This window comes from Gilvimarinus sp. 2_MG-2023 (genome assembly GCF_030547685.1).
Taxonomy (GTDB): Bacteria; Pseudomonadota; Gammaproteobacteria; order Pseudomonadales; family Cellvibrionaceae; genus Gilvimarinus.
This window is the reverse complement of sequence record NZ_JAUOQM010000012.1, coordinates 25,079-50,988: the sequence shown is the minus strand read 5'-3', so window position 1 is coordinate 50,988 and position 25,910 is coordinate 25,079. Positions and strand designations below refer to the sequence as shown.

General features: G+C 52.8%; 16 protein-coding genes and 1 pseudogene. 6 read left to right on the top strand and 11 right to left on the bottom strand.

Translation table 11 applies throughout. The features are described 5' to 3' along the window. Positions 1-41 precede the first annotated feature (41 nt). The 3 genes from Q4526_RS02385 to purL form a co-directional block, all read right to left on the bottom strand. On the bottom strand, positions 42-2,726 hold the full coding sequence (locus Q4526_RS02385; RefSeq protein WP_215975135.1) for a bifunctional acetate--CoA ligase family protein/GNAT family N-acetyltransferase: 2,685 nt from the start codon (positions 2,724-2,726) through the stop codon (positions 42-44). 167 nt (positions 2,727-2,893) lie between these two features. After that, the gene (gene katG / locus Q4526_RS02380) at positions 2,894-5,107 is read right to left on the bottom strand and encodes a catalase/peroxidase HPI (protein WP_215975179.1); all 2,214 of its coding nucleotides are present in this window, start codon (positions 5,105-5,107) and stop codon (positions 2,894-2,896) included. Between the two features lie 308 nt (positions 5,108-5,415). Next, positions 5,416-9,288, bottom strand: a complete 3,873-nt coding sequence (purL, locus tag Q4526_RS02375; protein WP_215975134.1) for a phosphoribosylformylglycinamidine synthase — start codon at positions 9,286-9,288, stop codon at positions 5,416-5,418. A gap of 459 nt (positions 9,289-9,747) precedes the next feature. Between purL and mltF the strand changes: the two genes are divergently transcribed. Together mltF and Q4526_RS02365 are read left to right on the top strand one after the other, a co-directional pair. After that, positions 9,748-11,262 (top strand): membrane-bound lytic murein transglycosylase MltF, encoded by a 1,515-nt coding sequence (gene mltF / locus Q4526_RS02370; RefSeq protein ID WP_215975133.1) that lies wholly within the window; start codon positions 9,748-9,750, stop codon positions 11,260-11,262. Positions 11,263-11,323: 61 nt separating this feature from the next. Further along, positions 11,324-11,767, top strand: a complete 444-nt coding sequence (locus Q4526_RS02365; protein WP_303604336.1) for a hypothetical protein — start codon at positions 11,324-11,326, stop codon at positions 11,765-11,767. On the opposite strand, the gene tadA is transcribed toward Q4526_RS02365, so the two are convergent. From tadA to pdxH, 7 genes and pseudogenes are all read right to left on the bottom strand, one after another. Further along, positions 11,764-12,306, bottom strand: coding sequence for a tRNA adenosine(34) deaminase TadA (gene tadA, locus Q4526_RS02360; protein WP_215975178.1), 543 nt, complete (start codon positions 12,304-12,306; stop codon positions 11,764-11,766). The two genes, Q4526_RS02365 and tadA, sit on opposite strands and share 4 nt — an antisense overlap. A 6-nt stretch (positions 12,307-12,312) precedes the next feature. Continuing rightward, positions 12,313-12,516, bottom strand: a pseudogene (locus Q4526_RS02355) (DUF1653 domain-containing protein); the annotation flags it as partial. Between the two features lie 65 nt (positions 12,517-12,581). Then, positions 12,582-14,114: a tryptophan halogenase family protein gene (locus Q4526_RS02350; protein ID WP_215975132.1), complete on the bottom strand. Its 1,533-nt coding sequence runs from the start codon at positions 14,112-14,114 to the stop codon at positions 12,582-12,584. Between the two features lie 122 nt (positions 14,115-14,236). Continuing rightward, the gene (locus Q4526_RS02345) at positions 14,237-17,518 is read right to left on the bottom strand and encodes a TonB-dependent receptor (protein WP_215975131.1); all 3,282 of its coding nucleotides are present in this window, start codon (positions 17,516-17,518) and stop codon (positions 14,237-14,239) included. Positions 17,519-17,930: 412 nt separating this feature from the next. Beyond that, a complete protein-coding gene (locus Q4526_RS02340) occupies positions 17,931-19,151 on the bottom strand; it encodes a CaiB/BaiF CoA-transferase family protein (RefSeq protein ID WP_215975130.1) in 1,221 nt (406 codons plus the stop codon). Beyond that, a complete protein-coding gene (locus Q4526_RS02335; RefSeq protein WP_215975129.1) occupies positions 19,141-20,112 on the bottom strand; it encodes an NAD(P)H-quinone oxidoreductase in 972 nt (323 codons plus the stop codon). Before Q4526_RS02335 ends, Q4526_RS02340 begins: the two co-directional genes overlap by 11 nt. Positions 20,113-20,152: 40 nt before the next feature. Beyond that, positions 20,153-20,794 carry a pyridoxamine 5'-phosphate oxidase gene (gene pdxH / locus Q4526_RS02330; protein ID WP_215975128.1) on the bottom strand — a complete coding sequence of 214 codons (642 nt, stop codon included), beginning with the start codon at positions 20,792-20,794 and terminating at the stop codon, positions 20,153-20,155. 212 nt (positions 20,795-21,006) lie between these two features. Here pdxH and mobA point away from each other — a divergent pair, with 212 nt between their 5' ends. The 4 genes from mobA (at position 21,007) to Q4526_RS02310 (ending at position 24,496) form a co-directional block, all read left to right on the top strand. Next, positions 21,007-21,633 carry a molybdenum cofactor guanylyltransferase MobA gene (gene mobA / locus Q4526_RS02325; protein WP_215975127.1) on the top strand — a complete coding sequence of 209 codons (627 nt, stop codon included), beginning with the start codon at positions 21,007-21,009 and terminating at the stop codon, positions 21,631-21,633. A 132-nt stretch (positions 21,634-21,765) separates the two neighbouring features. Next, complete coding sequence (locus Q4526_RS02320) at positions 21,766-23,250, top strand: SulP family inorganic anion transporter (RefSeq protein ID WP_215975126.1); 1,485 nt, start codon at positions 21,766-21,768, stop codon at positions 23,248-23,250. A gap of 25 nt (positions 23,251-23,275) precedes the next feature. After that, the gene (locus Q4526_RS02315) at positions 23,276-24,130 is read left to right on the top strand and encodes a universal stress protein (protein WP_215975125.1); all 855 of its coding nucleotides are present in this window, start codon (positions 23,276-23,278) and stop codon (positions 24,128-24,130) included. Then, complete coding sequence (locus tag Q4526_RS02310) at positions 24,131-24,496, top strand: VanZ family protein (protein WP_215975124.1); 366 nt, start codon at positions 24,131-24,133, stop codon at positions 24,494-24,496. It abuts the gene before it with no gap. Here Q4526_RS02310 and dbpA read toward each other — a convergent pair. Further along, positions 24,493-25,884 (bottom strand): ATP-dependent RNA helicase DbpA, encoded by a 1,392-nt coding sequence (dbpA, locus tag Q4526_RS02305; protein ID WP_215975123.1) that lies wholly within the window; start codon positions 25,882-25,884, stop codon positions 24,493-24,495. The two genes, Q4526_RS02310 and dbpA, sit on opposite strands and share 4 nt — an antisense overlap. Positions 25,885-25,910: the final 26 nt, after the last annotated feature.

Here is a 25,910-nt window from a genome sequence, read left to right as displayed (position 1 = left end):
ATTATAATTGCATTAATGCAGCTGAAAGCGGGTGGCAACCATTAATCAACAAACTCATAACCCATAGTGATGATGCCCTCTTCAATATCGCGCTTCACCTGAAAACCCAATGAGCGCGCCAAGCCCGCCATGCCGTGGTTTTGCAGCATGGTTTCACCGCTAATACGCGCAACGCCACATTCGCGGCAGTAATGCAGCATTTTCTGCAAAAGGATTTTACCCAGCCCCTGCCCTTTGGTATCGGAGCGCACAATAACCGCAAATTCACCTTCGATATTGTCCGGGTCCATAAGTACCCGAACCACGCCTAAGGTTTCGAAGCCCCCCTGCGTATTTTTTGCACTGGCAATAAACGCCATTTCCCGGTCGTAATCGATCTGTGTTTGGCGGGCCAATTGCTCATGCCCCAAGCTCGGCAGCTCGGCAAAATAGCGGTTATAGCGATCCTCCGGTGTTAGCTTGCGGTCAAACTCTTTATGGGTGGCTTCATCTTCAGGCCGGATGGGGCGCAGAATAACCTGACGCCCCGACTTAAGGGTAACCAACTCTTCCAGCTGTTTGGGGTAAGGGCGAATGGCCAGGCTGCGTGCGCTGGGGTCGCCTAAACGTACACTGATATCAACCACGGTCATCTCGCCCCCCGCCGCCAGTGCCGGATTTATATCCAGCTCGTGTATCTCGGGGTGGTCAATCACCATTTGATTAACCTGAGTGAGCAATACACTCAATGCGTGGCGATCAAGCGGCTGCTGTAAGTTGGTATCACGCAACTTGCCCTCGGCCAGTGCCTGAATCACCAAATAGCGCGACAGTGCCATGTTCAGAGGCGGTAGGGCCACCACGCTGTGGCGTTCGGTATCCAGTTCTGAGCCGCCTTCGCCCAGTAAAATTACCGGGCCAAATACCGGGTCATTTTTTACCGCAATTCGAATTTCGTGCGCACCGGCGCGGCGCGCCATATGCTGTAGGGTAAACCCTTCGACCTTGGCGTTGGGTAAGGTCGCCGCGACTCGCTCCAGCATATTGGCCGCCGTGCGCTCGACCTCCTCGCCCGAGTGCAGATTGAGCACCACGCCCCCCACATCGGACTTGTGAATAATATCGGGCGAAATGATTTTTAGTGCGACCGGAAAGCCGAGCATTTCCGCCTGGGCGGCCAGGTCTTCTACCCGATGGGCGGTAGAGGTCGGTACGGTGTGCACACCGTAAGCCTCAAGCAGTGCTACCGAGTCTTCGGGTGATAACTGCTTACTACCACTTTGATAGACTTTGGCAACCAGCGTGCGCGCCGCAAGGGTATCGTATTGTAAGTCGGCGGGGATGGAGTCGGGCGTTTCCATCAACAACTTCTGATTGCGACGGTATTGCACCATATGCATAAATGCCCCCACGGCACCCTCGGGCGTGCGAAATGAGGCAATACCCGCTTTTGAGAAGCGCTCGCGCGCCGACACCGATGCGCTTTCGCCCATCCACGCCACCAACACATTGGGGACTTTTTTGGTTTTGCGTTTAATCGTTTGAATGACTTTGCTGGCGTAGGTTTCGCCACTAACCAGTGCCGACGGACAGTGCAAAACCAAAATATTTTCCACCTCCGGCGCCTCTAGCAATACGTCCAGCGCATCTTGATACAGCTCTGGCGCAGCGTCGCCCAATAAATTAATCGGGTTAACACTGTGCCCTCCCAAAGGCACCACGTCTTGTAAACGCGCAATGGTCGCTTCACCTAATTGTGCCAGCCGCCCGCCGTTGCTAAGCAAGGTATCGACAGCCATTAATGCCGGGCCTACGCCGTTGGTGAGCACGGTTAAGCGTTCACCGCGAATGGGTTTGCCGTGGGCCAAAGTTTCCACCGCGGCAAATAACTCGCGCAGCTCGCCCACCCGCAACATACCGGCGCGTTTGAAAGCCGCATCGTAAACGGCGTCGGCCCCAATTTGTTCGCGAGTCAAATTCACCGTCGACTCTAGGCTCTCGAGCGAGTGCCCGGTTTTAATCACAAGCAAAGGTTTATTGGTGGACGCCGCGCGGGCGGCAGACATAAATAGCCGGCCGCTTTGTATATTTTCAACATAGAGCAAGATAGCCGAGGTTTTGCCATCCAACCCGAGATAGTCAATCAGTTCAGCAAAGTCGATATCCGCCGCATCACCCAGAGCGATAAAATGAGAAAAACCAATATTGCGCTTTTGTGCCCAATCCAGAATCGTTGTACACACCGCCGAGGACTGGCTGACAAAGGCAATTTTGCCAACCTCGGCTCCGGTGTGGGCATAGCTCGCATTTAAACCTATGCCGGGCACCATAACGCCCAAACTGTTGGGGCCCAGTATTCGCATTTGCCAGTGGCGGGCCCGCTCGAGCATGACCTCTTGCACGCAGGCAAGGTCAGTGTCGCTGGGGAGGGAGGCCAGCCCGGCCGCTATCACCACCGCATTGCGACAGCCGAGCTCGCCCAGCTCATCGATAATGGCGGGCACCCGGTCGGCCCGGGTACAGATAATCGCCAAATCGGGAACCACTGGCAAATCGGCAATAGCGGCATAGGCCAAGACACCGTTAACCGCTTTGTATTTAGGGTTGACCGGCATAATCGGCCCGGCAAAAGCGGCCTGCAACAAATTGCGCATCACCGCATTACCCGGGCGGTTGGCACGGTTAGAGGCGCCAATAACGGCGACGGAGTTGGGCTTTAACAGTTTATCAATAGCGTTTACAGTCATAACGACATTATATGATTATTTTGCCCGAATCACCTATGCGTTAATCATTGTCATAAGGCTAAACCCCACCATAGAGCTGTACGTTAACAGCAAAGAAACACTTATATTCAAGCACAAAAAAAGCGCTCAGAAGAGCGCTCTTTTTGCTTCTTTGTGACCAAAAACTGTTAGTTCAGATCAAACCGATCGGCGTCCATCACCTTTGCCCAGGCGTTTACAAAATCCTGTGCAAAACGCTCTTTGGCATCGTCTTGCGCATAAACCTCAGCTAAGGCGCGCAGTACTGAGTTAGAGCCAAACACTAAGTCGACCCGTGTGCCCGTCCACTTAACCTGGCCGGATGCCATATCCCGGCCTTGGTAAATACCTTCTTCGGCAGTGGGTTTCCACTCGGTATTGATGTCGGTCAGGTTGACGAAAAAGTCGTTACTCAAGGTTCCGGGGTTATCGGTAAATACACCGTGCTCTGAGCCTTGATAATTGCCACCCAGTACGCGCATACCGCCCACTAATGCTGTCATTTCCGGCGCACTCAAGCCCAGCAGCTGGGCTTTATCCACCAGCATTTCTTCCGGCGATGTGGTGAAACGGGTGCGACTGTAGTTGCGAAAGCCGTCGGCCTCCGGCTCCAGCGGTTGGAATGATTCGGCATCGGTCAGCTCGTCTGTGGTATCGCCCCGCCCCGGATTAAAGGGCACATTCACGCTAAGGCCGGCATCGCTTGCGGCTTTTTCAATCGCAGCCACACCACCTAAAACAATTAAGTCAGCCATAGACACTTGTTTAGAGCCGGAGTTAAAGCTCGACTGAATGCCCGCCAATACATTAAGCACGTTTGCCAATTGCTCGGGCTGGTTTACGGCCCAATCTTTTTGCGGCGCCAGACGAATTCGCGCACCGTTAGCACCACCGCGCATATCTGAGCTACGGAAGGTAGAGGCAGATGACCAAGCGGTGTACACCAACTCGCTAACACTCAACCCTGAAGCCAATATTTGTTTTTTCAGTTCGGCCACATCGGCATCATTCACCGGCTCATAATCAACCTCGGGAACAGGGTCTTGCCAGATTAAATCTTCCGCCGGCACTTCGGGCCCAAGGTAGCGCGCTTTTGGCCCCATATCGCGGTGGGTTAATTTGAACCAGGCGCGGGCAAAGGCGTCGGCAAATTCGTCCGGGTTTTGGTGGAAGTGCTCGGAGATTTTGCGATACTCCGGGTCTTCACGCATCGCCATATCCGCCGTGGACATCATAATACCGACCCGCTTATTGGTATCTTCGGCATCCGGTGCATGGTCTTTTTCGGCCAGATTTTCAGGCACCCAGATATGCGCGCCGGCGGGGCTTTTTGCCAATTTCCAGTCGTAACCGAACAACACATCGAAGTAGCTCATATCCCACTGTGTGGGCGTGGGCGTCCAGGCGCCTTCCAGGCCACTGGTAATGGTGTCACGCCCCTTACCGCTGCCATGGGTGCTAATCCAACCGAGCCCCATTTGCTCCATGGGGGAGGCCTCTGGATCCGTTCCAACATGCGCGGCGTCGCCCGCACCGTGAGTTTTACCGAAGGTGTGGCCGCCGGCGGTTAGGGCAACGGTTTCGTAATCGTCCATCGCCATTCGGCTGAAGGTTTCGCGAATATCGCGCGCCGATGCCAGAGGGTCTGGATTGCCGTCTGGCCCCTCTGGGTTGACATAAATCAGGCCCATTTGCACGGCGGCCAGTGGATTTTCCAAATTGCGCTCGCCACTGTAGCGGCTGCCTTCTTTATCGCTGGTGGCCAGCCACTCTTTTTCGGCGCCCCAGTAGATATCCTCTTCGGGCTGATACACGTCTTCCCGGCCACCGGCAAAGCCGAAGGTTTCAAAGCCCATAGACTCCAGCGCGACATTACCGGTTAAAATAATTAAGTCAGCCCAAGAAAGCTGGTTGCCATATTTTTTCTTGATGGGCCACAACAAACGGCGCGCCTTATCCAGGTTGCCGTTATCGGGCCAGCTGTTGAGAGGGGCAAAGCGCTGGGTACCCGTGCGCGCGCCGCCGCGGCCATCGCCCATACGGTAGGTGCCCGCACTGTGCCAGGCCATACGAATCATAAAGGGGCCATAGTGACCGTAATCGGCCGGCCACCAATCTTGCGAATCTTTTAGCAGCGCTTCGATATCGGCTTTAACGGCGGGTAAATCCAGCTCGCTAAACGCTTTAGCGTAATCAAAAGACTCCCCCAGCGGATTGGCCGCCGGGTGGTTTTGATGCAGGATATTCAGGTTCAGCTGATTCGGCCACCAGTGATCATTGCCGATACGCTCGCTTGAAAGTTTGGTCCGTGAGCCGTGCATTACGGGGCATCCACCTTGGCCCGGGGCGTTGGTTGCACTCATCATTTTTCTCCTAATTCCAATTGGGGGTTTATTCAGTCATTGGATAAACTATAAAACTGTGGCAGCCATTAATTAAATTTTAATTACCAACCAGCCTAATAGCCTGAACCTATATCCATTAAGGCCAAGCCCATCAGAGTCAGTATGGTTCAGGAAGGCGCGATGCGCTAAGTCGAAAAGCGCGAAAATTTGCAGGCTGAGGGGCCACTCAGAGAAAACCGGAGAGATTAGTGCAATCTTGAGAGCTGCGGAAATATGACCAAAAAAAACGGGCCGCCTGGGCCCGTTTTTTTATGCTTGCGACACGACTAATCGACAAATACCCGCGCGTTGCGGAATAAACGCAGCCAGGCGCCGTCTTCTTGCCAGTCGTCTGGGCGCCAGGAGTTGGTCACCGCACGGAAGACCCGCTCAGGGTGCGGCATCATAATGGTGGCGCGACCATCGTCGCTGGTCACACTGGTTATCCCCAAAGGCGAACCGTTAGGGTTAGCCGGATATTGCTCGGTGACCGCCAGGCTGTTGTCCAGGTAACGCATGGCTACTTTGCCGCTGGTATCACACCCGCTCATGGCTGCATTATCGGCAAACTCAGCGCGACCTTCACCGTGGGCAACAGCCACTGGTAAGTGGGAACCGGCCATACCGCTAAACAACACCGAGGGTGACTGCTCGATTTTCACCAGTGATACGCGCGCTTCAAATTGTTCTGACAAATTGCGTACAAAACGCGGCCAGTGGTCGGCGCCGGGAATCAGCCCCTTGAGGTTGGACATCATCTGACAACCGTTGCAAACACCCAAGCTGAAGGTATCGTCGCGGTGGAAGAACTGCTGGAACTGATCGCGCACCTGATTATTAAACAGTACCGTTTTGGCCCAGCCTTCACCGGCGCCGAGAACATCACCGTAGGAGAAGCCACCACAGGCGACCAACCCTTTAAAGGTTTCTAAGCTAACGCGACCGGCCAACAAGTCGCTCATGTGCACATCGACTGCATTAAAACCGGCGCGATCAAAAGCCGCTGCCATTTCCACATGGCCATTCACACCCTGCTCGCGCAGTACGGCTAAGCGCGGGCGCTCACCGGTGTTGATATAAGGTGCGGCGACATCTTGGTTAATATCGTAGGTAAGCTTGGCCGATAAACCCGGGTCTGCCGCCATAATGCTTTCAAATTCTTGGCGCGCGCAGTCTGGGTTATCGCGCAGCGATTGCAGTTGGTAGCTGGTTTCACTCCACAGGCTTTGCAAAATCACCCGCGATTGATCAATAACTTGTTCGCCATTGTGGGCAATTCGCAGCCAATCATCGTCGTTTAACGAGCCAATAGAATGTGTGCACTGCGCCAATCCGGCATCGGCCAGCAGGGCTTTAACCTTATCGGTATTGGCCTTAGCCACTTGCAGAACTGCACCCAGCTCTTCGTTAAACAACGCTGCCAGTGGGCATTCCCCCAAACCATCGAGGTTGGCATCGAGCCCACAGTGCCCGGCAAACATCATCTCTGCCAGAGTAGCCAACAAGCCGCCATCGGAACGGTCATGGTAGGCAATGACTAGCTCGTCCGCCAATGCTTTTTGCATCGCCTCAAAGAAGCCCTTTAATCGCTCGGCGTCATCGACATCGGCCGGATCTTCACCCAGCTGATTGTAGGTTTGCGCCAGTATTGAACCGCCCAAACGGTTTTGTCCGGCGCCCAAGTCAATCAATAACAGTTCAGTTTCACCCTGATCGGTGCGCAACTGCGGCGTCACCGCTTTGCGCACATCGGACACAGGGGTAAAGGCCGAGATAATCAGCGACAAAGGCGCCGTCACGGCTTTATCCGTACTCTCGTCTTGCCAAGCGGTGCGCATTGACATGGAGTCTTTGCCCACCGGAATGGTTAGACCCAGAGCGGGACAAAGCTCCATACCCACGGCTTCTACCGTGCGATACAGCTTTTCATCTTCGCCTTTGTGGCCGGCCGCACACATCCAGTTGGCCGACAGTTTAATGTCTTTAATATCCGCAATCGGAGCGCAGGCAATATTGGTGAGCGCTTCACCGATCGCCATGCGACCTGATGCCGGTGCATTGAGCAATGCGGTGGGAGTTCGCTCACCGATACTCATGGCCTCACCGAGATTGGTGTCGTAACTCACGGTGGTAATGGCGCAGTCGGCTACCGGTATTTGCCAAGGACCAACCATTTGATCACGCACTACTTGACCGGTAACCGAGCGGTCGCCGATGGTGATCAAAAAGCTCTTGCTTGCCACTGTCGGATGTTTCAGTACACGCTCGGCCGCATCATTAATATTGATATCGGCGGTATTAAACGCTTCGGTGGCCGGATTGTAACGCTCGGCCTCGCGGTGCATCTTAGGTGGCTTGCCGAACAGCAGTGACATCGGCAAATCGACCGGCTTGGCGTCGAAGTGTTTGTCGTTGACCAGTAGATGTTGCTCGCTGGTGCTTTCACCTACCACCGCATAAGGCGCGCGCTCGCGGGCGCACATGGCCTCGAAGCGGGCTAAGTTCTCAGGGGCAATCGCCAACACATAGCGCTCTTGCGACTCGTTACACCAAATCGCCAGCGGGCTCATGCTCGGCTCATCGTTAGGTACGTCGCGCAGCTCAAATCGACCACCGCAACCACCGTCTTTGACCAGCTCTGGGAAGGCGTTGGACAAACCACCGGCACCCACATCGTGAATAAAGGCAATGGGGTTTTGTTCACCCAGCTGCCAACAGCGGTCGATAACTTCCTGACTGCGACGCTCGATTTCCGGGTTCTGGCGTTGCACCGAGGCGAAATCCAGGTCCTCTGACGAGCTGCCCGAGTCCATGGACGAGGCGGCGCCGCCGCCCAAACCAATCAACATGGCCGGGCCGCCCAACACGACCAGCTTGCAGCCGGGCTCAAATGGGGGTTTGTCTACGTGCTCACTGCGAATATTGCCGTAACCACCGGCCAGCATAATCGGCTTATGATAGCCGCGGCGCTCGCCGTCATAATCTTCTTCAAAGGTGCGGAAGTAACCGCAGATATTGGGGCGACCAAATTCATTGTTAAATGCGGCGCCGCCAATGGGGCCTTCAAGCATAATATCCAGCGCACTGACAATGCGGTCCGGTTTGCCGTAATCCTGCTCCCAGGGCTGAATAAATGAAGGGATATTAAGGTTAGAGACGGTAAACCCATTAAGACCTACCTTTGGCTTAGAACCGCGTCCCACCGCACCTTCATCGCGAATCTCACCACCGGCACCGGTACCGGCGCCGGCAAAAGGAGAAATGGCTGTGGGGTGATTGTGGGTCTCTACCTTCATCAACAAGTTGATATTTTCTGTGCTGTAACGGTATTCACCGCTGTCGGGGTCGGGGTAAAAGCGCCCCGCTTCGGGTCCGGTAACCACCGCCGCGTTATCGGCATAAGCCGACACAACGCCTTCGCCACCGCACTCAAAGGTATTTTTGATCATTTTAAACAAGCTGCGCGGCTGCTCTTCGCCATCCAAGGTCCAGCTGGCATTAAAGATTTTATGCCGACAGTGCTCAGAGTTGGCCTGAGCAAACATCATCAGCTCCACATCCACGGGGTTGCGCCCCAGCTTTTGGAAGTTTTCCACCAGATAGTCAATTTCATCATCGGCTAAGGCTAAGCCCAGCTCGCGGTTGGCAGCGGCAAGCGCATCGCGACCGCCCGCCAAGATATCCACCCGAGTTTGCTCGGCAGGCTCTGCGTGATCGAACAAGCCGCTGGCCAGTGCCGAGTCGGTCAGCACCGTCTCGACCATTCGGTCGTGCAGCAATGCAATCACCGCAGCTCGCTGTGAACTTTCAATGCTGCCCTGCAGGTGATAACTGACACCGCGCTCGAGGCGATTAACGCTCATCAAGCCGCTGTTATGGGCAATATCGGTGGCTTTGGATGACCAAGGCGAAATCGTGCCGAAGCGCGGCACTACTAAGAATAATTCACCGCTGTGGGACACCTCATCCATACGCGGGCCGTAAGCTAACAGTTGACCCAGCACCTCTAGCTCGGTATCGCTGAGCGGGGCTGCCAAATCGGCAAAATGGGTAAACTCAGCGGCAACGCCTGTCACACCGGGCGCAACGCTTTGCAGGCTGGTGAGCAATTTTTGAGTACGAAAAGGTGAAAGTGCGGGTGCACCGGGCAGTATTTGCATAGTGAGTAGCAACCTCAAGCTTGCAGGTGGTGTTGTGTACACATAGTGCTGCCCTAATTAACATCCGTTGCCAACGTCAGTCCGTTGTCGGCTCAAGCTGGGGGGCAGCCTTGAGAGGGCCGACATTGTACTTGAATTGATCAACATTGGCAGCTTTCCCCCATTAAATACCTAACCTTTTTCCCTCTTACCAGCGCGATCAGGCCTGCCATAACCAAAACCTGTTTAATATGGAGTTGCTTACTGCCATTTGATTTAAGACGCAGACGCTACTTTCGACTAAAATTTAAACAGCCCTACTAGAAAAGTGAGCCCGATTCAAGCTGGTACATCACACTCATAATGGGTAGAATTGCGCAAATTTTGCACACTAAGCGCATTATTACCTTGGAATGATATGGTTCTGACGTTGTCAGAGCCCTGATCACTTGGCCGGTAATGCCCGGAAGGCTGTTTTGCATGCTGTTAGCTGCCGTCAGACATTATATTGATACTCTTCCCGCGCGGCTTAACCCCGCGCGCATAAGAGCGCGTCGGCTTTTATTTAGCACTCTACTGATCATGCTTTGCTCCATGCTTGGCGCCAGTCGCCCGCCCACAGTGCTGGAGCAAGTATTACAGACCGGTACGCTCAAGGTACTATCGCGCAATGGACCCACCACTTATTACGAGGGGCCTCACGGTAAAACCGGCTTTGAGTACGCGTTGCTGCAAGGCTTTGCGGACTACCTTGGCGTTGAGCTCGAGCTCCTCGACGAGGCGAGCCTCGCCAACATGTTGCGCCGTATAGAAGCCGGCCAAGCGAATTTAGCCGCCGCCGGGCTCAGCATTACCCCTCAACGCGCTCGCAAAGTGCTATTTACCCAGCCCTACCTCGAAGTCACACAACAATTGATCTACCGCCGTGGAGCTCCCAAACCTAAATCCATCGCCGATTTAGATGGCGACTTATTGGTGATCGGAGGCTCCTCCCATGTGGAGCGACTGCGCGAGCTACAGGCAGAATATCCCGAGCTTAGTTGGCGCGAGCAAAGCAGCCTGGAGATGATCGACTTATTGGAGATGGTGCACCGGGGTGAAATCGATTACGCCATTGTCGACTCTAACGCCTACGCTATTAATGCCCAGACTTTTCCCAAAGCACAGCTAGCTTTTGAACTCGGCGAGGCAGAGCAACTGGGGTGGGCTTTTACTCGCCAAGCGGATCGCTCACTGCTCGACCAAGCTCAAGCTTATTTGCAAATGCTGGAGGAGAACGACCAACTCGAAGCACTTGCTTATGAATACTTTGACACCACCGATCGGGTCAGCACCAGTGGCGCCTTACTCTTTACCCATCGTTTGGAAAGTCGCCTGCCGCAGTGGCAAGACACCATGCAGGCAGTGGCTGAAGAAACTGGGCTAAGCTGGCAATTGCTGGCGGCCATGAGCTATCAAGAATCCCACTGGGACCCATCAGCTCGTTCGCACACCGGGGTGCGCGGTTTAATGATGCTGACTCTGACTACAGCGCGCGAGCTGGGAATTAAAAACCGACTTGACCCAGAGCAGAGTATTCGCGGCGGTGCCCGTTATTTAAAATCACTTTACGAGCGCATTCCCGCCCGTATCAGTGAGCCTGATCGCACATTGCTGGCACTAGCCGCTTACAACGTAGGTATGGGCCATTTAGAAGATGCCCGTCGCCTTACTCAGCACCTGGGGGACAACCCTGACCTATGGGAAGATGTACAAAAGCACCTGCCCAAACTGGCCAAACGCAAATATTACAGCGGCCTAAAATATGGTTACGCCCGGGGCTGGGAACCTGTAAAGTACGCTAATAATATTTTCAAATATCGCGACATCATTGCCTGGCACGACCAACAAGAACAGCGTCGCCTAGCCATGGCCGCAGGTTCCGATAATATAGACACCCCCGAGTTGCCGGAAGAACCTGATGATTCCGCTTTAATGCCTATGTCCGTTTTGTAAAACCAAACCGACAACCTCTAGGCTCGCACGCAACACTCATTCTTTTGCAAAGGATCTACCTATGGTTACCTACCTCTACTGGGGTGTCGTGATTACTTTAGCGATGCTGGTACTTATTTTTCTGGGCAAAAACAACTTCTGGCGCAGCGCGATTATTGGTGCACTTGTGATTTTTATCGGTGGCTGGGCCGCCTATTATTTTCACTTTGAACAACTCTTTGTAAAGCGTTACGGCGGAGTGATGACGATTAAAGTGCCCGATGGCCAGCAGCATATCGCCACCACCTGGAAAGACGACCATTTATGGGTGGAAAACTACGACCCCAAAACCAATACCTGCCACTTTTCGGAATACTCCAAAGGTAATGTCTTGCAAGGCCGGGTGACGCTCAAAAACTGTAACCCGGTGGGTGTGCCCCCGGCGCGTACGATCAGCCGTATAGGTGCTGCCCCTATTAATGATGTGGGGGAGCCGCATCAAGAAAGTATTAGCCCGAACCTTTAATCGAGTTTATCTGCGCCGTCGCGCTTTTTTTCAGCTCGGCGGCGTTTAAAAAAGCCTTGCAACTGAGCCTGGCAAGCCGCGCGTTCTACCCCTGGGGTGACACAAATCTGATGATTAAAGTGCGGCGCCTCCAACAATTGCGCCTGGCTTTGTACCACACCGGCTTTAGGTTCATTGGCACCGAATACAAGCCGGCCAATACGTGAGTGCACCATCGCGCCCACACACATGGTGCAGGGCTCTAAAGTGACGTATAAAGTGCAATCATTGAGGCGATAATTTTGCAGATGACGGGCCGCCTCGCGCAGCGCCATCATTTCGGCGTGGGCGGTCGGATCGCAACCGCCAATAGGCCGGTTATACCCGCGCCCGACAATTTGGCCATCTTGAACCACCACCGCTCCCACGGGCACTTCGTCGTTATCCGAGGCGCGTTCGGCAAGCTTGATGGCCTCCGCCATAAAGCGCGCATCCTCCGCCGACGCCTGTACTTCAAGGCTTTCACCTGAGGCACGGCGCTCGGCCTCGTTCACACTCATCGGGCAGACAAAAGCAAAACGCGGCTGCTGGCCAGCTTCAAGCGTAACCGACTCGGTAAACATCGTAAGTGGGCGCACCCACCAAGAGAAGTCTCCATACAAGCAGCGATAAACAACTAAGCTCTCATTCGTCTCACTGTGGGTGGCAATGCGGTAAACAAAATATTCACCGCCTTTATAATGGCGGTATAGGCCGGGACTAATCTGCACGATAACTGTACTCTTGCGTTAAGGCCCTCGGATGAGTCCTGTGGGCCACACTCTATTCTAACGCGTTACGATGTTTTTTGGGCATGAGCGGCGTATGCATATAGCTCATTAAGCCATTGACGCTGACCAATTAATGAGCGCTCCAGTTGATCGACCGTGTGGGCATGCTCCCTTATTTTAGACTCCACGAAGACATCGTAGTCACTGAGACGCCCCACTGGGCGTGTAGAATATTCCATGCCATAAAGTATGCAAAGATAGCTTTCGCGTTGAAAAAATTCGATATCAGCCGAAAAGTCGTACAGCATTGGGGTATAGGTTTCCCACAACGCCAATCTTTCTTGCAAGACATCCGACATGACCGCCCGGTCGGTGCAGTCGCGCCAAAAGTTGCTGTCTCTGCGATCTGAAATGCAATAGTGCAGCTGGATAAAGTCAATCACGCGCTCCCAAATGTACTCCACTCGCCGATTAACTTGTTGTGAGCGTGCTGGCATGTCTTCTTGCCGCTCTGGCAACAATCGCGCGATCAGGGCGGCGCAGTAATCGGTAATCACTATAGACGTTGCTTCCAGTGGCTCGACGAAGCCTTGCGCCAACCCTAGCGCCACACAATTTTTTTGCCAAAAAGATCGACGGTAACCGGTTTTCATCGGAATTTTTCGAAGGTAATTTTCGTTAAAGTCTTCACCGTGATAGCGAGCAAAATCTGCGACGGCTTGCTGCTCAGTCATATGCGACGAGGAATAAACAAACCCAGTTCCGCGCCTTGTGGTGAGTGGTATATCCCAAATCCAGCCTGCGCTGTGTGCTGTGGCAGTCGTGTATGGAGCGAGATCCGCCTCGGGTGCGGTAGGCACTTGCAGGGCGAGCGCTTGGTCCGGCAATATTTGCTCGCTTTTATCCACCCAGGGCACTTCCAAAGTTTGGCCGATAATGAGCGATGAAAAGCCACTGCAGTCGACGTAAAAATCAAAACTTTCACAATTTCCATCAGCATAATTAAGCGATTGAATATAGCCTTTCTCATCCAAGTTGGCCGAGGTAACAGTTTGCTGTTGGTAGTGAATACCGAATCGTTTTCTGGCATTCTCGGCCAACAATTCGGCAAATTTTCTCGCATCAAAGTGATAGGCATAACCTACCTCACCCCGGTAGGGTTTTGCCCCCCTTAACTTGGGGCTTAAGTTCTTTTCAGCCAGTCGGTAGGACTTGGTTAATTGTGAAAATCCAGTTTTGCCTTTATCAAGCCAGTAATCGGTGGCATCGACCCCGGCAGGGTACGGTGGGTCAAAGGGGTGATAAAAAAAGTTATCGGTGCGCTCTGATTTAGGCGCCAGCCAATCCACGAACTTAATCCCCATCTTTAACGTCGTTTGGCAGCGCAATAATAATTGCGCTTCACTAATACCCAGCTTCTCAAGGCTATTGCGAATCACGGCGACAGTTCCCTCGCCGACACCGATAGTGGGTATATCGGGAGATTCGATCACCGTAATACTGACGCCCTCTCGGGTGCCAAGCTCTAGCCCCATATGGTTTGCCGCCAACCAGCCGGCCGTACCACCGCCCACGATTGCAATTTTTTTGTTTTGCATAACCACTTTACCTCAAGCTCGTCAATCACCACCTGATTACGAGCATACATTAACCTGCCGACAATAAAAAACGCGCAGCATATGCTGCGCGTTTTGAGGTCCATTTACCACATATAAACGGTTTAGAAAGTCGCGCGGACACTCAGTGCATAGCGACGATCGGTGGTAAAACTAAGGGCTTGAGTTCTATCGCCTTGCTGATTGAATTGGTATTGTGTTTTGGTCTCTTCTCCTAACAAGTTACTGCCTTCAATACCCACTTTGATATTGTCGTTAATTGTATAGTACAAGCTGGCATCCATCATGCCAGAGTCCTCTGTGTATACCGGCGCAAAATCTTCCGATTCGCGAGTCGTTAACAGATACTCAGAGCGCCATGTGTAGGCCAATCTAAAAGATATATCTTCATACTCATACATACCGACAATATTTAAATTTTCATCGGAGTAACCTTGTAATGGCAGCCCACTGAAAACACGGAATGTATTGCGCTCATCAACCGTGGCTGCATCTTCAGGGGTGCCTCCGGCATCAAAACGACTGCTTTGTGGCGGTGCGCTGGTTGGATCTTCTAAACCCTCTTGATCAATATAGGTATAGTTAAACTGCAGCCCCAAACCGCTTAGCACACCCGGCAGGAAATCATAAAATTGTGAGTAAGAAAATTCCACACCGCGGATATTACCCGAGCCTGTATTGGCAGGACCGTAAGCCGACACCGCATGAAGTGTTCCAGCGTGTTCAATATTCATATCAAACTGACGACTGCGAATAATATTATCTAACTCTTTATGAAAGACCCCAACTGTCAATGAGCCCGCAGGTGCAAAATACCATTCTGTGGTCAAATCCAAGTTAATGGATTCTTCCGGCTCCAGGTACGGGTTACTCGCATCGGCGTTGAGCGCGACACTATCAATGCCAAGCACCGGATTGGTTTCGCTGTCTTGCGGTAGAGACTCATCTTGCAAATAGGGGTCAACTGTTAACTCGACAATTGCACGGTTACGAGTATCCACGAGGCTTGGAAAGTACAGACCTTTAGAGGCACCAAAGCGAATCACGATGTCTTCGGTAAGACCATAACTTAAGTTCAAACTTGGCAACAATGTATCGTAGTCAGTACCCTCAACGGTGCTCTGCATAGACTCACCATTGGCCAAATCATAAATCGATTTGTATTCATCCTCTAGATACTCAGCCGTTTGAGCACTGCCGCGACTGGCGCTGTCTGGCAGCACCAGATAACCGGTGGATTCCAATTGATAACTGACATAACGCAGACCCAAGTTACCCTTCAACGGAATACCGACGCTGTCAAAATCGAAATCACCGCGCAGATAGAATTCGGCACGCTCTTCCTTTGCCTTACTGATATCATGCGCCGCAAATGCGCCATCAATACGACCTTCCATATCTGAATAAGGTAGAGCGCAACCGCCACTACCATCGGCCGCATTACCCGCCTCGTCGCCCTGAGTTGACCAACCCTCGTCGCATGCATTGCGCAGTGTATTGGCGTAGTTTTTCACCAAGTCTAAATCAGGGAATAAGAACGATTGCACATCGCCTTGCAACACATCGCCGTGATAATAATCCGAAAGATCTATCTGATCATACAAGTCGGGGCGCAGTGCGGATGCCGACTCTACACGTTGCTCGGCCACCCAAGGGGTTGAGATAGGCTGCCATGCCGAGTATTCGGTATTGCGCACCACTAACTCCTTATCGGAATAATACGCACCGGCTTTAATTGCAGAGAACACACCATCAAACTCATAAGTGGCGTCAACTTTAAAGCTATCTGATTCCGCCGTATTAAGCTCTTCTTGCTGCATGCCCGACCCCATAAATACGGCGGGGTGTACGCCCTCTTCGATCCAACCATACAGATCCAGATCGTCGTTTAAATATTCAATGGTTGGGAGGTCAGATCGCAGATCCAAGTAAAAAGGCAGCAACTGATTTACCACGCTGCCGGCTGTACGCGCAGACAAACTGTAGTTGTGAACTAATTGCTCCGATTCAATGTGCTGGTAATCAAGCTCAATTGACAATCGATCATTCGGGGTTAAAGCCAAATTGAATGAGGTATCCTCAACCGTATTTTCCTGATAGTTCCAGCGCGTGATATACATCAAAGGGACTTCGGGCTCGACCCCAAGACCAATACCGGAGGTTAAAAACCCTTCATCATCGATAGTAAGTGGGTGACCGTTTTCAGGGTCCCCTTCCCAGTTATGGCTGCGCCCCATCCAAGATTTAAAACCTTGAGCGGCTTGGCTAATCCGCCGTTCATCCCACTCTAGAGTTGCCTCGGAATTAATATGCTCTAAGGTAGCAACTATTGTTTCATCGGTATTTGCCCACTGTAACGAGGTAGTAATACCTGTGCGCTCACGATCATTTTGAGCGGTGCTAATGTGATATTGCGCTGGGGCATACCAAGTTGTGCCCTCAGGCTGTCCTTCCAAGCCTGGCCCATCGTAAGGGGATTGATGCGCTTCGTCTTCGGTGATTAGATTTGCGGTCGGGCCAGAACATTCAGGAAACCACGTCCAAGCGTTATTACCATTCCAATCCATGCACGGGCTGTCCCACCAACCGGCTACCTTACCCGGCTCGGATACCATACCACCCCAGTGATCCCAACTGGCCGGCGGGGTATCATCGATTCCTCGGGAATGAAAATTACCTAAACCAATACCATCACCACGGGTTTGATACTCGGAAAAAGAGCCAGCCAACAGAAAGCCAAATTTACCGGCCTCTGTTTCCCAGGTATCGGAAAAAAGTGCTGAGAAAGACGGCGTCGCCTCTTCGCGAAAATCACCGTAATTAACTTTAGCGTTAAATGAAATCATCTGCTCTTCGGAATCGAAAGGCTTACGTGAAATCAAATTTACCGTACCGGCAATACCACCAGAGATAAGGTCAGCTGTTTGGTTCTTTACCACCTCCACCGCTGACAATAATTCGGCCGGAAAGTCTTCGTAATTTAAACCGCCATAGGGGTTCGCACTGAATGCATCGCGACCGTTAACCTCGGAGCGAACGCGATCCAAACCGCGTACCAGCACGCCTGTCCCCTCATCGGCGTAGTGTTTGGGGTCATCGGAAGAGGCAAAGCGTTCAATTGTCACGCCCGGCACACGCTGTAGGGCCTCAGTCACCGACTTGTCTGGTAAGGCACCAATATCCGTAGCGGTGATGACATCTTTGACGGTATCAGCAAAACGTTTGCGCTGTTGCGCATTTTCAATACTGACCCGAATACCCCGAACCACAACCTCTTCTATTAGGTCTTCCGATTCGGCCGCCTCGTCTTGCCCGTATGCAGGCAGCACTACCCCCGCTGTTGCTGCGCACACTGCCAGACTGAGTAACTTCTTATGAAATTGCATATTATTGCCCCTTCCTTTTATTCTTTATTAAAACCTTTGCTTGCCCCTACTTCAGGACAACCCCTCGCTCCGTCACCTTTTTCGATTAACCGTTGTTACTAACTTTCATAAAATATATTCTTAGGTGATAGTTAATATAACTACTTTATGGACAACGTTGTCAAGCTCTGGCGAAAAAAAATCCTTGGCCGTTATAGTGGGTGATATCTATACAAGAAGTTATTATTCATAGATCTAACTGTTAGTAACCTAGCAGCCCCCATTAAGAGTCTCAGGCATTAGCTTTCGAATAAAAAGTAAGCTGTTGATTTGTTTGTATTTATTCTAAAACAACCGCTTCTACAAGCTACACTGTAGCTCTGGTGCGTCTCTTTCACCAGCAATTTTGGCCCTGGGAATTTGTGCACACGACTTAATCGATAATATGTTGCCCGCGTAAATCATTGAGCTCAGATTCCGACAACCCCAAAGTCTCGGTAAGCACCGATTGGGTATGCTCCCCCACTCTGGGCCCACTCCAGAGTGTTTCGCCGGGGGTTTGCTCAAGCTTGGGAGCCATGGCGGGAATATCTAACGGCTTGCCATCGATTTCCACCCGCTCGAACATAGACCGCGCCTGATAGTGTTCGTCGGCAAACATATCGGCCACATTGTATATCGGCCCCGCCGGTACCCGAGCCGCCTCTAATTGCGCGACGGCCGCCAGACTATCGATGCTTTGACACCAATCGGCCAGTACAGAATCGATATACGGCTCTTGCGCTACTCGGCCGGCATTGTCGGCGAGCGCCGGATCATTGGCCATATCTTCCCGGTCAATGGCACACATTAATCGTTTAAAAATGGAATCGCCATTACCGCCAATGACAATGTATTTACCGTCGCGGCACAAATAGGTGTTGGTGGGCACAATGCCGGTCACGGTTGTGCCCGAGGGCTCGCGCACAATTCCGGCACCCGAGTACTCGGGCACCACCGCTTCCATCAGGTTGAAAATGGACTCGTAGAGCGCGACATCGACCACCTGCCCCTGACAGAGTTTACGCTCACGCCCAAGCAACGCCATTACAATGCCAAAGGCTGCGTGCAATCCGGCGATGGAATCACCGATGCTCAAATTAGGCCTCACTGGTGCCTGGCCCGGATGCCCGTTGACATAGCGCAGCCCGCTCATACCTTCACATACAGAAGCAAAGCCGGGCTTATTAGCGTAGGGGCCAGTTTGGCCATAACCAGAAATACGCGCGTAGACAAGATCGGGGTTATCCACTTTTAACGACTCTGGCCCTAAGCCCCAAGATTCCATAACACCGGGACGGAAATTTTCAATCACCACGTCGGCGGTGTCTGCTAAACGCCTGGCAATTTTGGCCCCCGCTTCGGTGCGCAAATCTAAACTCACACTTTTTTTATTGCGCCCAATGGAATGCCACCAAAACGAAGTACCATTTTCCACCGCGCGCCAGCCGCGAATAGGGTCACCTTTGCCCGGTGGCTCGATCTTAATCACCTCCGCGCCGAAGTACGCCAATAGAGAGCCGGCGAAAGGGCCGGCAATCAGCTGGCCGAACTCAATCACGCGTATACCGGACAGAGGTTTATTGTGCACAGGAGGGTTTGTCTCAGTCGTCATTTACCAATACCAACTTACCAATATGCTCGCGAGACTCCATCACTCTGTGTGCGTGGGCAGCTTCGCCGAGCTTAAAATGTTTATGGATAACCGGGGCGATAAGGCCATCGGCCAATAACGGCCAAATATGCTCCTGCAGTTGTTGCGCAATTTCTTGTTTTGCCCGGTCAGTTTGCGCGCGCAACGTCGAGCCGGTAAGCGTCAAACGTTTCAGCATAACCGGGGTAAAATTAACCTCCACCACCGCGCCCTTTAAGTAGGCGATATTCACAATGCGGCCATCGGCCGCCGCCGCTTTAATATTGCGCGCAATATGATCGCCCCCCAGCATATCTAGAATAACGTTGGCGCCGCCCAAGTTGCGGGTTATTTCGACGAAATCCTGACGCCGATAGTTCACTGCGGTCTGAGCACCCAGTGTACGCAACAAGTCGCATTTCGCGTCACTACCCGCCGTGGTAATCACTTGTGCTCCCATTGCGGTAGCCATTTGCACCGCCGTTGTGCCAATACCACCGCTACCTCCATGAATTAAAACCCGCTCGCCACGGCGCAACTGCGCGCGCTGAAATAAGTTGTGCCAAACAGTAAAAAAAGTCTCCGGTAAGGCAGCGGCGCTGAGAATACTCATTCCCTCGGGCACCGGCAGTGTTTGAGCGGCTTTAGCCACACAATATTGAGCGTAGCCGCCGCCATTGACCAGTGCACACACCTGCTGCCCTGGCTGCCAGTGACTACCTCCACGGCCACACGCGACGATTTCACCGGCAACCTCCAACCCCAAACGCTCGGACGCTCCCTGAGGTGGTGGATACAAGCCTTGTCGCTGTAGAAGGTCGGGGCGATTGACCCCTGCCGCCGCTACTTTGATTAACACCTCGTCGGCCGCGGGCTCGGGAATGTGCACCTCCTCCAAGTACAAGTCGGTGGCTGCTGGGCCAGCATAAGCTATTGCTTGCATATTATCTCCATGAGTGAACCGGCGTAACGCTGACGTCAAACTAAGGGGCTAGTCGCTCAACGCTCCAGCCCTCATCGCTGCGGATATAGCAGAAACAATCGTGTAGTCGATAGGCTCCACCTTGCCAGAACTCTATGCGCTCGGGAATGACGCGGTACCCACCCCAGCTTTCTGGCATGGGAATCTGAACCTGGTCGAATTCTTTTTCCATTCGCTCATAGGTGTCGAGCAAAACTTGGCGTGAGTCTATCACCTCACTTTGGGCCGAGGACCATGCCGCTAACTGGCTCTGCCGGGGCCGCGAGGCAAAATAGTCGGCGGCCATTTGCTGACTCACCGACTCAACTCTACCCGCCACTTTTACTTGACGATCCAGCGCATGCCAAGGGAATAACAAACTGGCTTTGGGGTTCTCACGCAGTTCGCGCCCCTTGCGGCTGGCCTGATTGGTGTAAAACACAAAACCGTCTTTATCTAGATGCTTGAGCAAAACAATACGCTGCGACGGCTGCCCCATAGCATCGGCGGTCGCCAGTACCATAGCGGTGGGATCAACCAATTCCGCCGCTTCGGTTTGATCAAACCAGCGAGCAAACAGCTCAAACGGACACGCGGTCAGTCCTGTGCGGCGCAAACCACCTTGTGTGTACTCCCGGCGCTTGGCTTCAAACATATGACTCATAGTTACCTCAGCTATTCACTTATCTGTTCTATTATACGGTAAGGTTACACACTACCGGCGCAAACGATCGCTATTGAAAGATACGTAGCAGCGCACTGGTTGGACTTACCCACCTGTGGAGTGCCGCACAGGTAAAAAGTCACGTTCAAGACTACACTCAATAATAAGTTCCCCGTATACTGCTTGGCGCACTTATCCACACTAGAGGTCTCATGAGCGCAAACATTCTACCGACCGGCGTTTTACTGGCCGGAGGCCGGGCAAGACGCATGGGCGGAGGCGACAAGTGCTTACTCCCCTTGCGGGATAAAACCCTGCTTAGCCGCAGCATTGAGCGTGCACAACCTCAGGTTAGCGACTTACTGCTGAGCGCCAACGGCAATGCACTGCGCTTTGCTCGCACACGCTTGGCAGTGGTCCCAGACGAATATCGGGATTTTCCCGGCCCTATGGCGGGTATCCACGCCGCGCTTTGCTGGATGCAGGAACATCAGCCCCAGAGCAATTGGCTGGCAAGTTTTGCCTGCGATACGCCCTTTTTCCCGCGCGACATGGTGTCGACATTAGTCGACGCGCTAGAGGCGGATAGTCAAATTGCAGTGTGCGTCTCAGATGGCCGCATGCACCCTGTGTTTGCTCTTTGGCACACTGACCTATTACCCACAATAAGCGCCACCCTGGACCAAAATGAGGTGCCTTGGCTGCAGCACTGGATTCGGGATAGACCCCATGTTGCGGTAGAGTTTGACACCGAGCCCTGCGATCCGTTTACCAATATCAATACCCCCCAGGATCTATACGCGGCCGAAGACCTTCTCGCCGAGCATGACAACCTCTGAAAACACCGTCAAAGCCGTGTATAATGCTGCGCCTTCTCGGCGAGCTCTGCTAATAAGTACACCGACCTTTGGCCCCGCTCCCACCCAGTCGTTTCAAATATAGGTAACCCCCGCCCAAGGCGGCAGTCAACTATGCAAAACTCTCTTAAAGAAGTCTGGTTCAGCAATATTCGCGGCGATGTGCTCTCTGGCGCCGTAGTGGCTCTGGCGCTGATTCCCGAGGCCATCGCTTTTTCTATTATTGCCGGCGTCGACCCCAAGGTCGGGCTCTACGCCTCTTTCTGTATTGCCTTTATCAGTGCCTTTACCGGCGGTCGCCCGGCGATGATTTCCGCCGCGACAGGCGCCATGGCACTGGTGATGGTGGATTTGGTCAAAGACCACGGGCTGGAATACTTATTGGCGGCCACCTTGTTAACCGGGGTGTTGCAAATGATTGCCGGTGCGCTAAAGCTCGGCAGCCTGATGCGTTTTGTGTCGCGCTCGGTGGTGACCGGCTTCGTCAACGCACTGGCGATCTTAATTTTTCTGGCCCAGCTGCCCGAAATTACCGGGGGCAACTTTACCGTGCCGGTTTACCTATTGCTGGCCGCGGGACTTGCTATTATTTACCTATTTCCCTACATCACCCGCGCCGTCCCATCGCCGCTGGTCTGTATTGTCAGCCTGACCTTTATCACCGTCTACTTCGGTATTGACGTGCGCACCGTGGGCGATATGGGCGAGCTGCCCGATAGTTTGCCAGTATTTTTGCTACCCGATGTGCCGCTCAATTTAGAGACGTTGAAAATCATCTTTCCTTTTTCCGCTACCCTCGCTGTGGTCGGCCTGCTGGAGTCAATGATGACAGCGACAATCGTCGATGATCTCACTGATACTGATAGCAATAAAAACCGCGAGTGTGTCAGCCAGGGCGTGGCCAATATTGGTTCGGGCTTTCTCGGCGGCATGGCCGGTTGCGCCATGATTGGTCAATCGGTCATTAATGTAAAATCCGGCGGCCGTACCCGTTTATCCACACTGGTAGCCGGCGTGTTTTTGCTGATATTGGTTGTCTTTCTCGGCGACTGGGTCGCGCGTATGCCGATGGCCTCGCTGGTGGCCGTAATGATCATGGTGTCTATTGGCACCTTCAGTTGGTCGTCACTGGTGGCCCTTAAAACCAACCCCAAAAGCTCCTCGGTGGTTATGGTGGCCACCGTCGCCGTGGTTGTCGCCACCCATAACTTAGCGCTGGGTGTTCTACTCGGGGTTCTGCTTAGCACCTTATTCTTTGCTCACAAGGTGGGGCAAATTTTGTATGTGGGCTCAGACATTAATGCCGAGAGAAGTAGCCGCACCTATACGGTTGTCGGCCAGGTTTTCTTCTCATCCGCTGAGCAATTTATTGCTGGATTCGACTTCAAAGAGGCGATTGAACGTGTCACTATCGACTTATCAAAAGCCCACTTTTGGGACATTACCGCAATCAGCTCACTGGATAAGGTTGTTCTGAAATTTCGCCGCGAAGGCACCGAGGTCGAATTAATCGGCCTTAACAAAGCCAGTGCCACACTCGTGGACCGTTTTGCGGTGCACGACAAACCCGAAGAAGTTGAAAAGCTGATGGGCCACTGAGCCATCGATCACAAGGAGTTACCCTATGGCCGCTAATGTTATTGCCTGTATCGACGACTCACACTACGCCGAATCCGTCTGTGACGGTGCCGCGTGGGCAGCCCAGCAGTTAACTGCCCCCCTCCATTTATTGCATGCGTTGGATTATGTGCACGGTGCGGGCGAGCAAAATTTGTCCGGCACTTTAGGTTTTGGCGCGCAAGAGACTTTGCTCGAAGAGCTGGCCTCGCTCGATGAGAAACGAGCCAAGATCGCCATGGAGCAAGGTAAACAATTACTGGTCGCCGCCAAAGCGCGAGTATCCGCCGCAGGTCTGCCAGAGATTGAGACACGCCAGCGCCACGGTGAGCTAACCGATACCTTAATGGACTTAGAAAAAGAAACGCGACTGCTGGTGGTTGGCAAGCGCGGCGCCGAAAGCGCCAGTGCCCATGGTCATATCGGCAGCCATATTGAAAAAATCATTCGCGCCATGCACAAACCCATTTTAATTGTGCAGCCCGAGTTTACCGCACCCAAGGTGCTTATGATTGCCTACGATGGCAGTGCGACTATTCGCAAAGGCATCGAAATGATTGCCGCCAGCCCTCTGCTTAAAGGCTGCCACTGTCATCTGGTGATGGTCGGCGCCGATCTGGACGCCAATCGCGAATCCCTTAAGTGGGCAGACGAGCTATTGGTAAAGGCCGGTTTAACCGTCGAAAGCCACATTATCTCCGGCGATCCGGAAACCGCTTTAGTAGAGTATCAAAGCCAAAATAACATCGAGCTTTTGGTACTGGGGGCCTACGGCCATTCGCGCATTCGCCACTTTATTGTCGGCAGCACGACCACCGCCATGATCTGCCGCTGCCAAACGTCTATGCTGATTTTGCGCTAGATGGCGAACCTGTGGCGTTTTGCCCTAATCGGTCAGTACTGGTTTATGCTAGCGGTTTATGTAGTGGCCGGTACCGCCAAACAACCACAGCAGGTCGTGGGCGATTACAACGACTTGCTGATGCATTTTGTCGGCTATTTAGTCGCGGGAATTTCAATCAGTATTGCCTACCCGCGCAGCTCTTGGTGGGCTCGCGCCATCGCCCTGTGGCTATTTTCTACCGGCATAGAAGTTATTCAATACTTCCTACCTTGGCGCAGTTTCGACTTATGGGACATGCTCGCCAACACTGCCGGGCTTATCGGCGGCTTGGTGCTGGCGTTACTGCTAAAGATGTTAGTTCAGCGCTTTAAACCTATCGGCTAATCGAGCAAACGCACCCGAAAGCGGCGGCCTTTTAACGTACCGGTTTGAATCTTTTTCAGTGCTTGGCGAAATACCGAACGATCTACAGCGACATAAGCACTGAAATCAAACACATTGATTTTACCGATGTCGTTTTGAGTCACACCGTCCTCTCCCGTTAAGCAGCCAACGATATCCCCAGGGCGAACCTTTTGCTTTTTGCCACCATCTATTTGCAAGGTCACCATCTTTGGCGCTTGCTCGGCGGGTACCTTAGCCGGTGCCTTAGGCAATTGCTCCAGCACAAAGCGATCATCCTGTAATGTTTCGAGGGCGGCCAACTTATGCAGCTCTTTATCACTGCACAAGGTAAAAGAACGTCCCTTGGCTCCAGCCCGGCCGGTACGACCAATTCGGTGTACATACACCTCAGGATCACGCGGAATTTGATAATTAACCACCAGCTCCAAATCATCCACATCCAAACCGCGTGCGGCGACATCAGTGGCTACCAACACATTGACGCTGCCATTGGCAAAGCGCACTAACGCCTGATCGCGATCGCGTTGCTCTAAGTCACCATGCAGGGCGGCGGCGCAATAGCCCGCGCCGTTCAATAGTTCGGCCAGCTCTTTCACTTCGCGCTTGGTGTTGCAAAAAATCACTGCAGATGCCGCCTGGGCATGCAGCAGCAACGTTTTCACCGCACCTGAGCGATCATCGTTTTTAACCGAATAAAAAACCTGTTTAATACTGGTGGCATTGTGAGTGGAGGCCACTTTCAAAAATACCGGCTCGCGCATGTAGCGCGTCGCCATGGCTTCAATCGCCTCGGGGTAGGTGGCGCTAAACAATAAGCTTTGGCGCTGTTGCGGCACCTGGCCAATAATCGCATCCAGCGCCTGTTGAAAACCCATTTGCAACATGCGATCGGCCTCATCCAACACCAAGGTGGTAACCTTACCTAGCTGCAGGTGTTGTTTGCGAACATGCTCTTCTATTCGCCCCGGTGTCCCCACCACGATATGCGCACCGTGCTCCAGAGAGTTTATTTGCGGGCCAAAAGGCATACCACCGCACAAGGTCAATACTTTAATGTTATGAATATTTCGTGCCAGACGGCGAATCTCTTTGGCTACCTGGTCGGCCAGCTCGCGGGTGGGACATAAAATCAAAGATTGAATCTGGAAGCGTTTCACATCCAATTTATTCAACACCCCCAAAGCAAAAGCGGCGGTTTTACCGGAACCGGTTTTACCCTGGCCGATGACATCGGTACCTGCCAACACTAAGGGCAGTGACTCGGCTTGAATGGGGGTCATAGAATCAAACCCCAGTGACTCTAGGCTTTGCAGCAAAGGTGGGCGCAGCGGCAAAGTGGAAAAGCTATCCTGGGCGTGTTCGGTCAAAATTCAATACCTATGGCTGTGTGTAT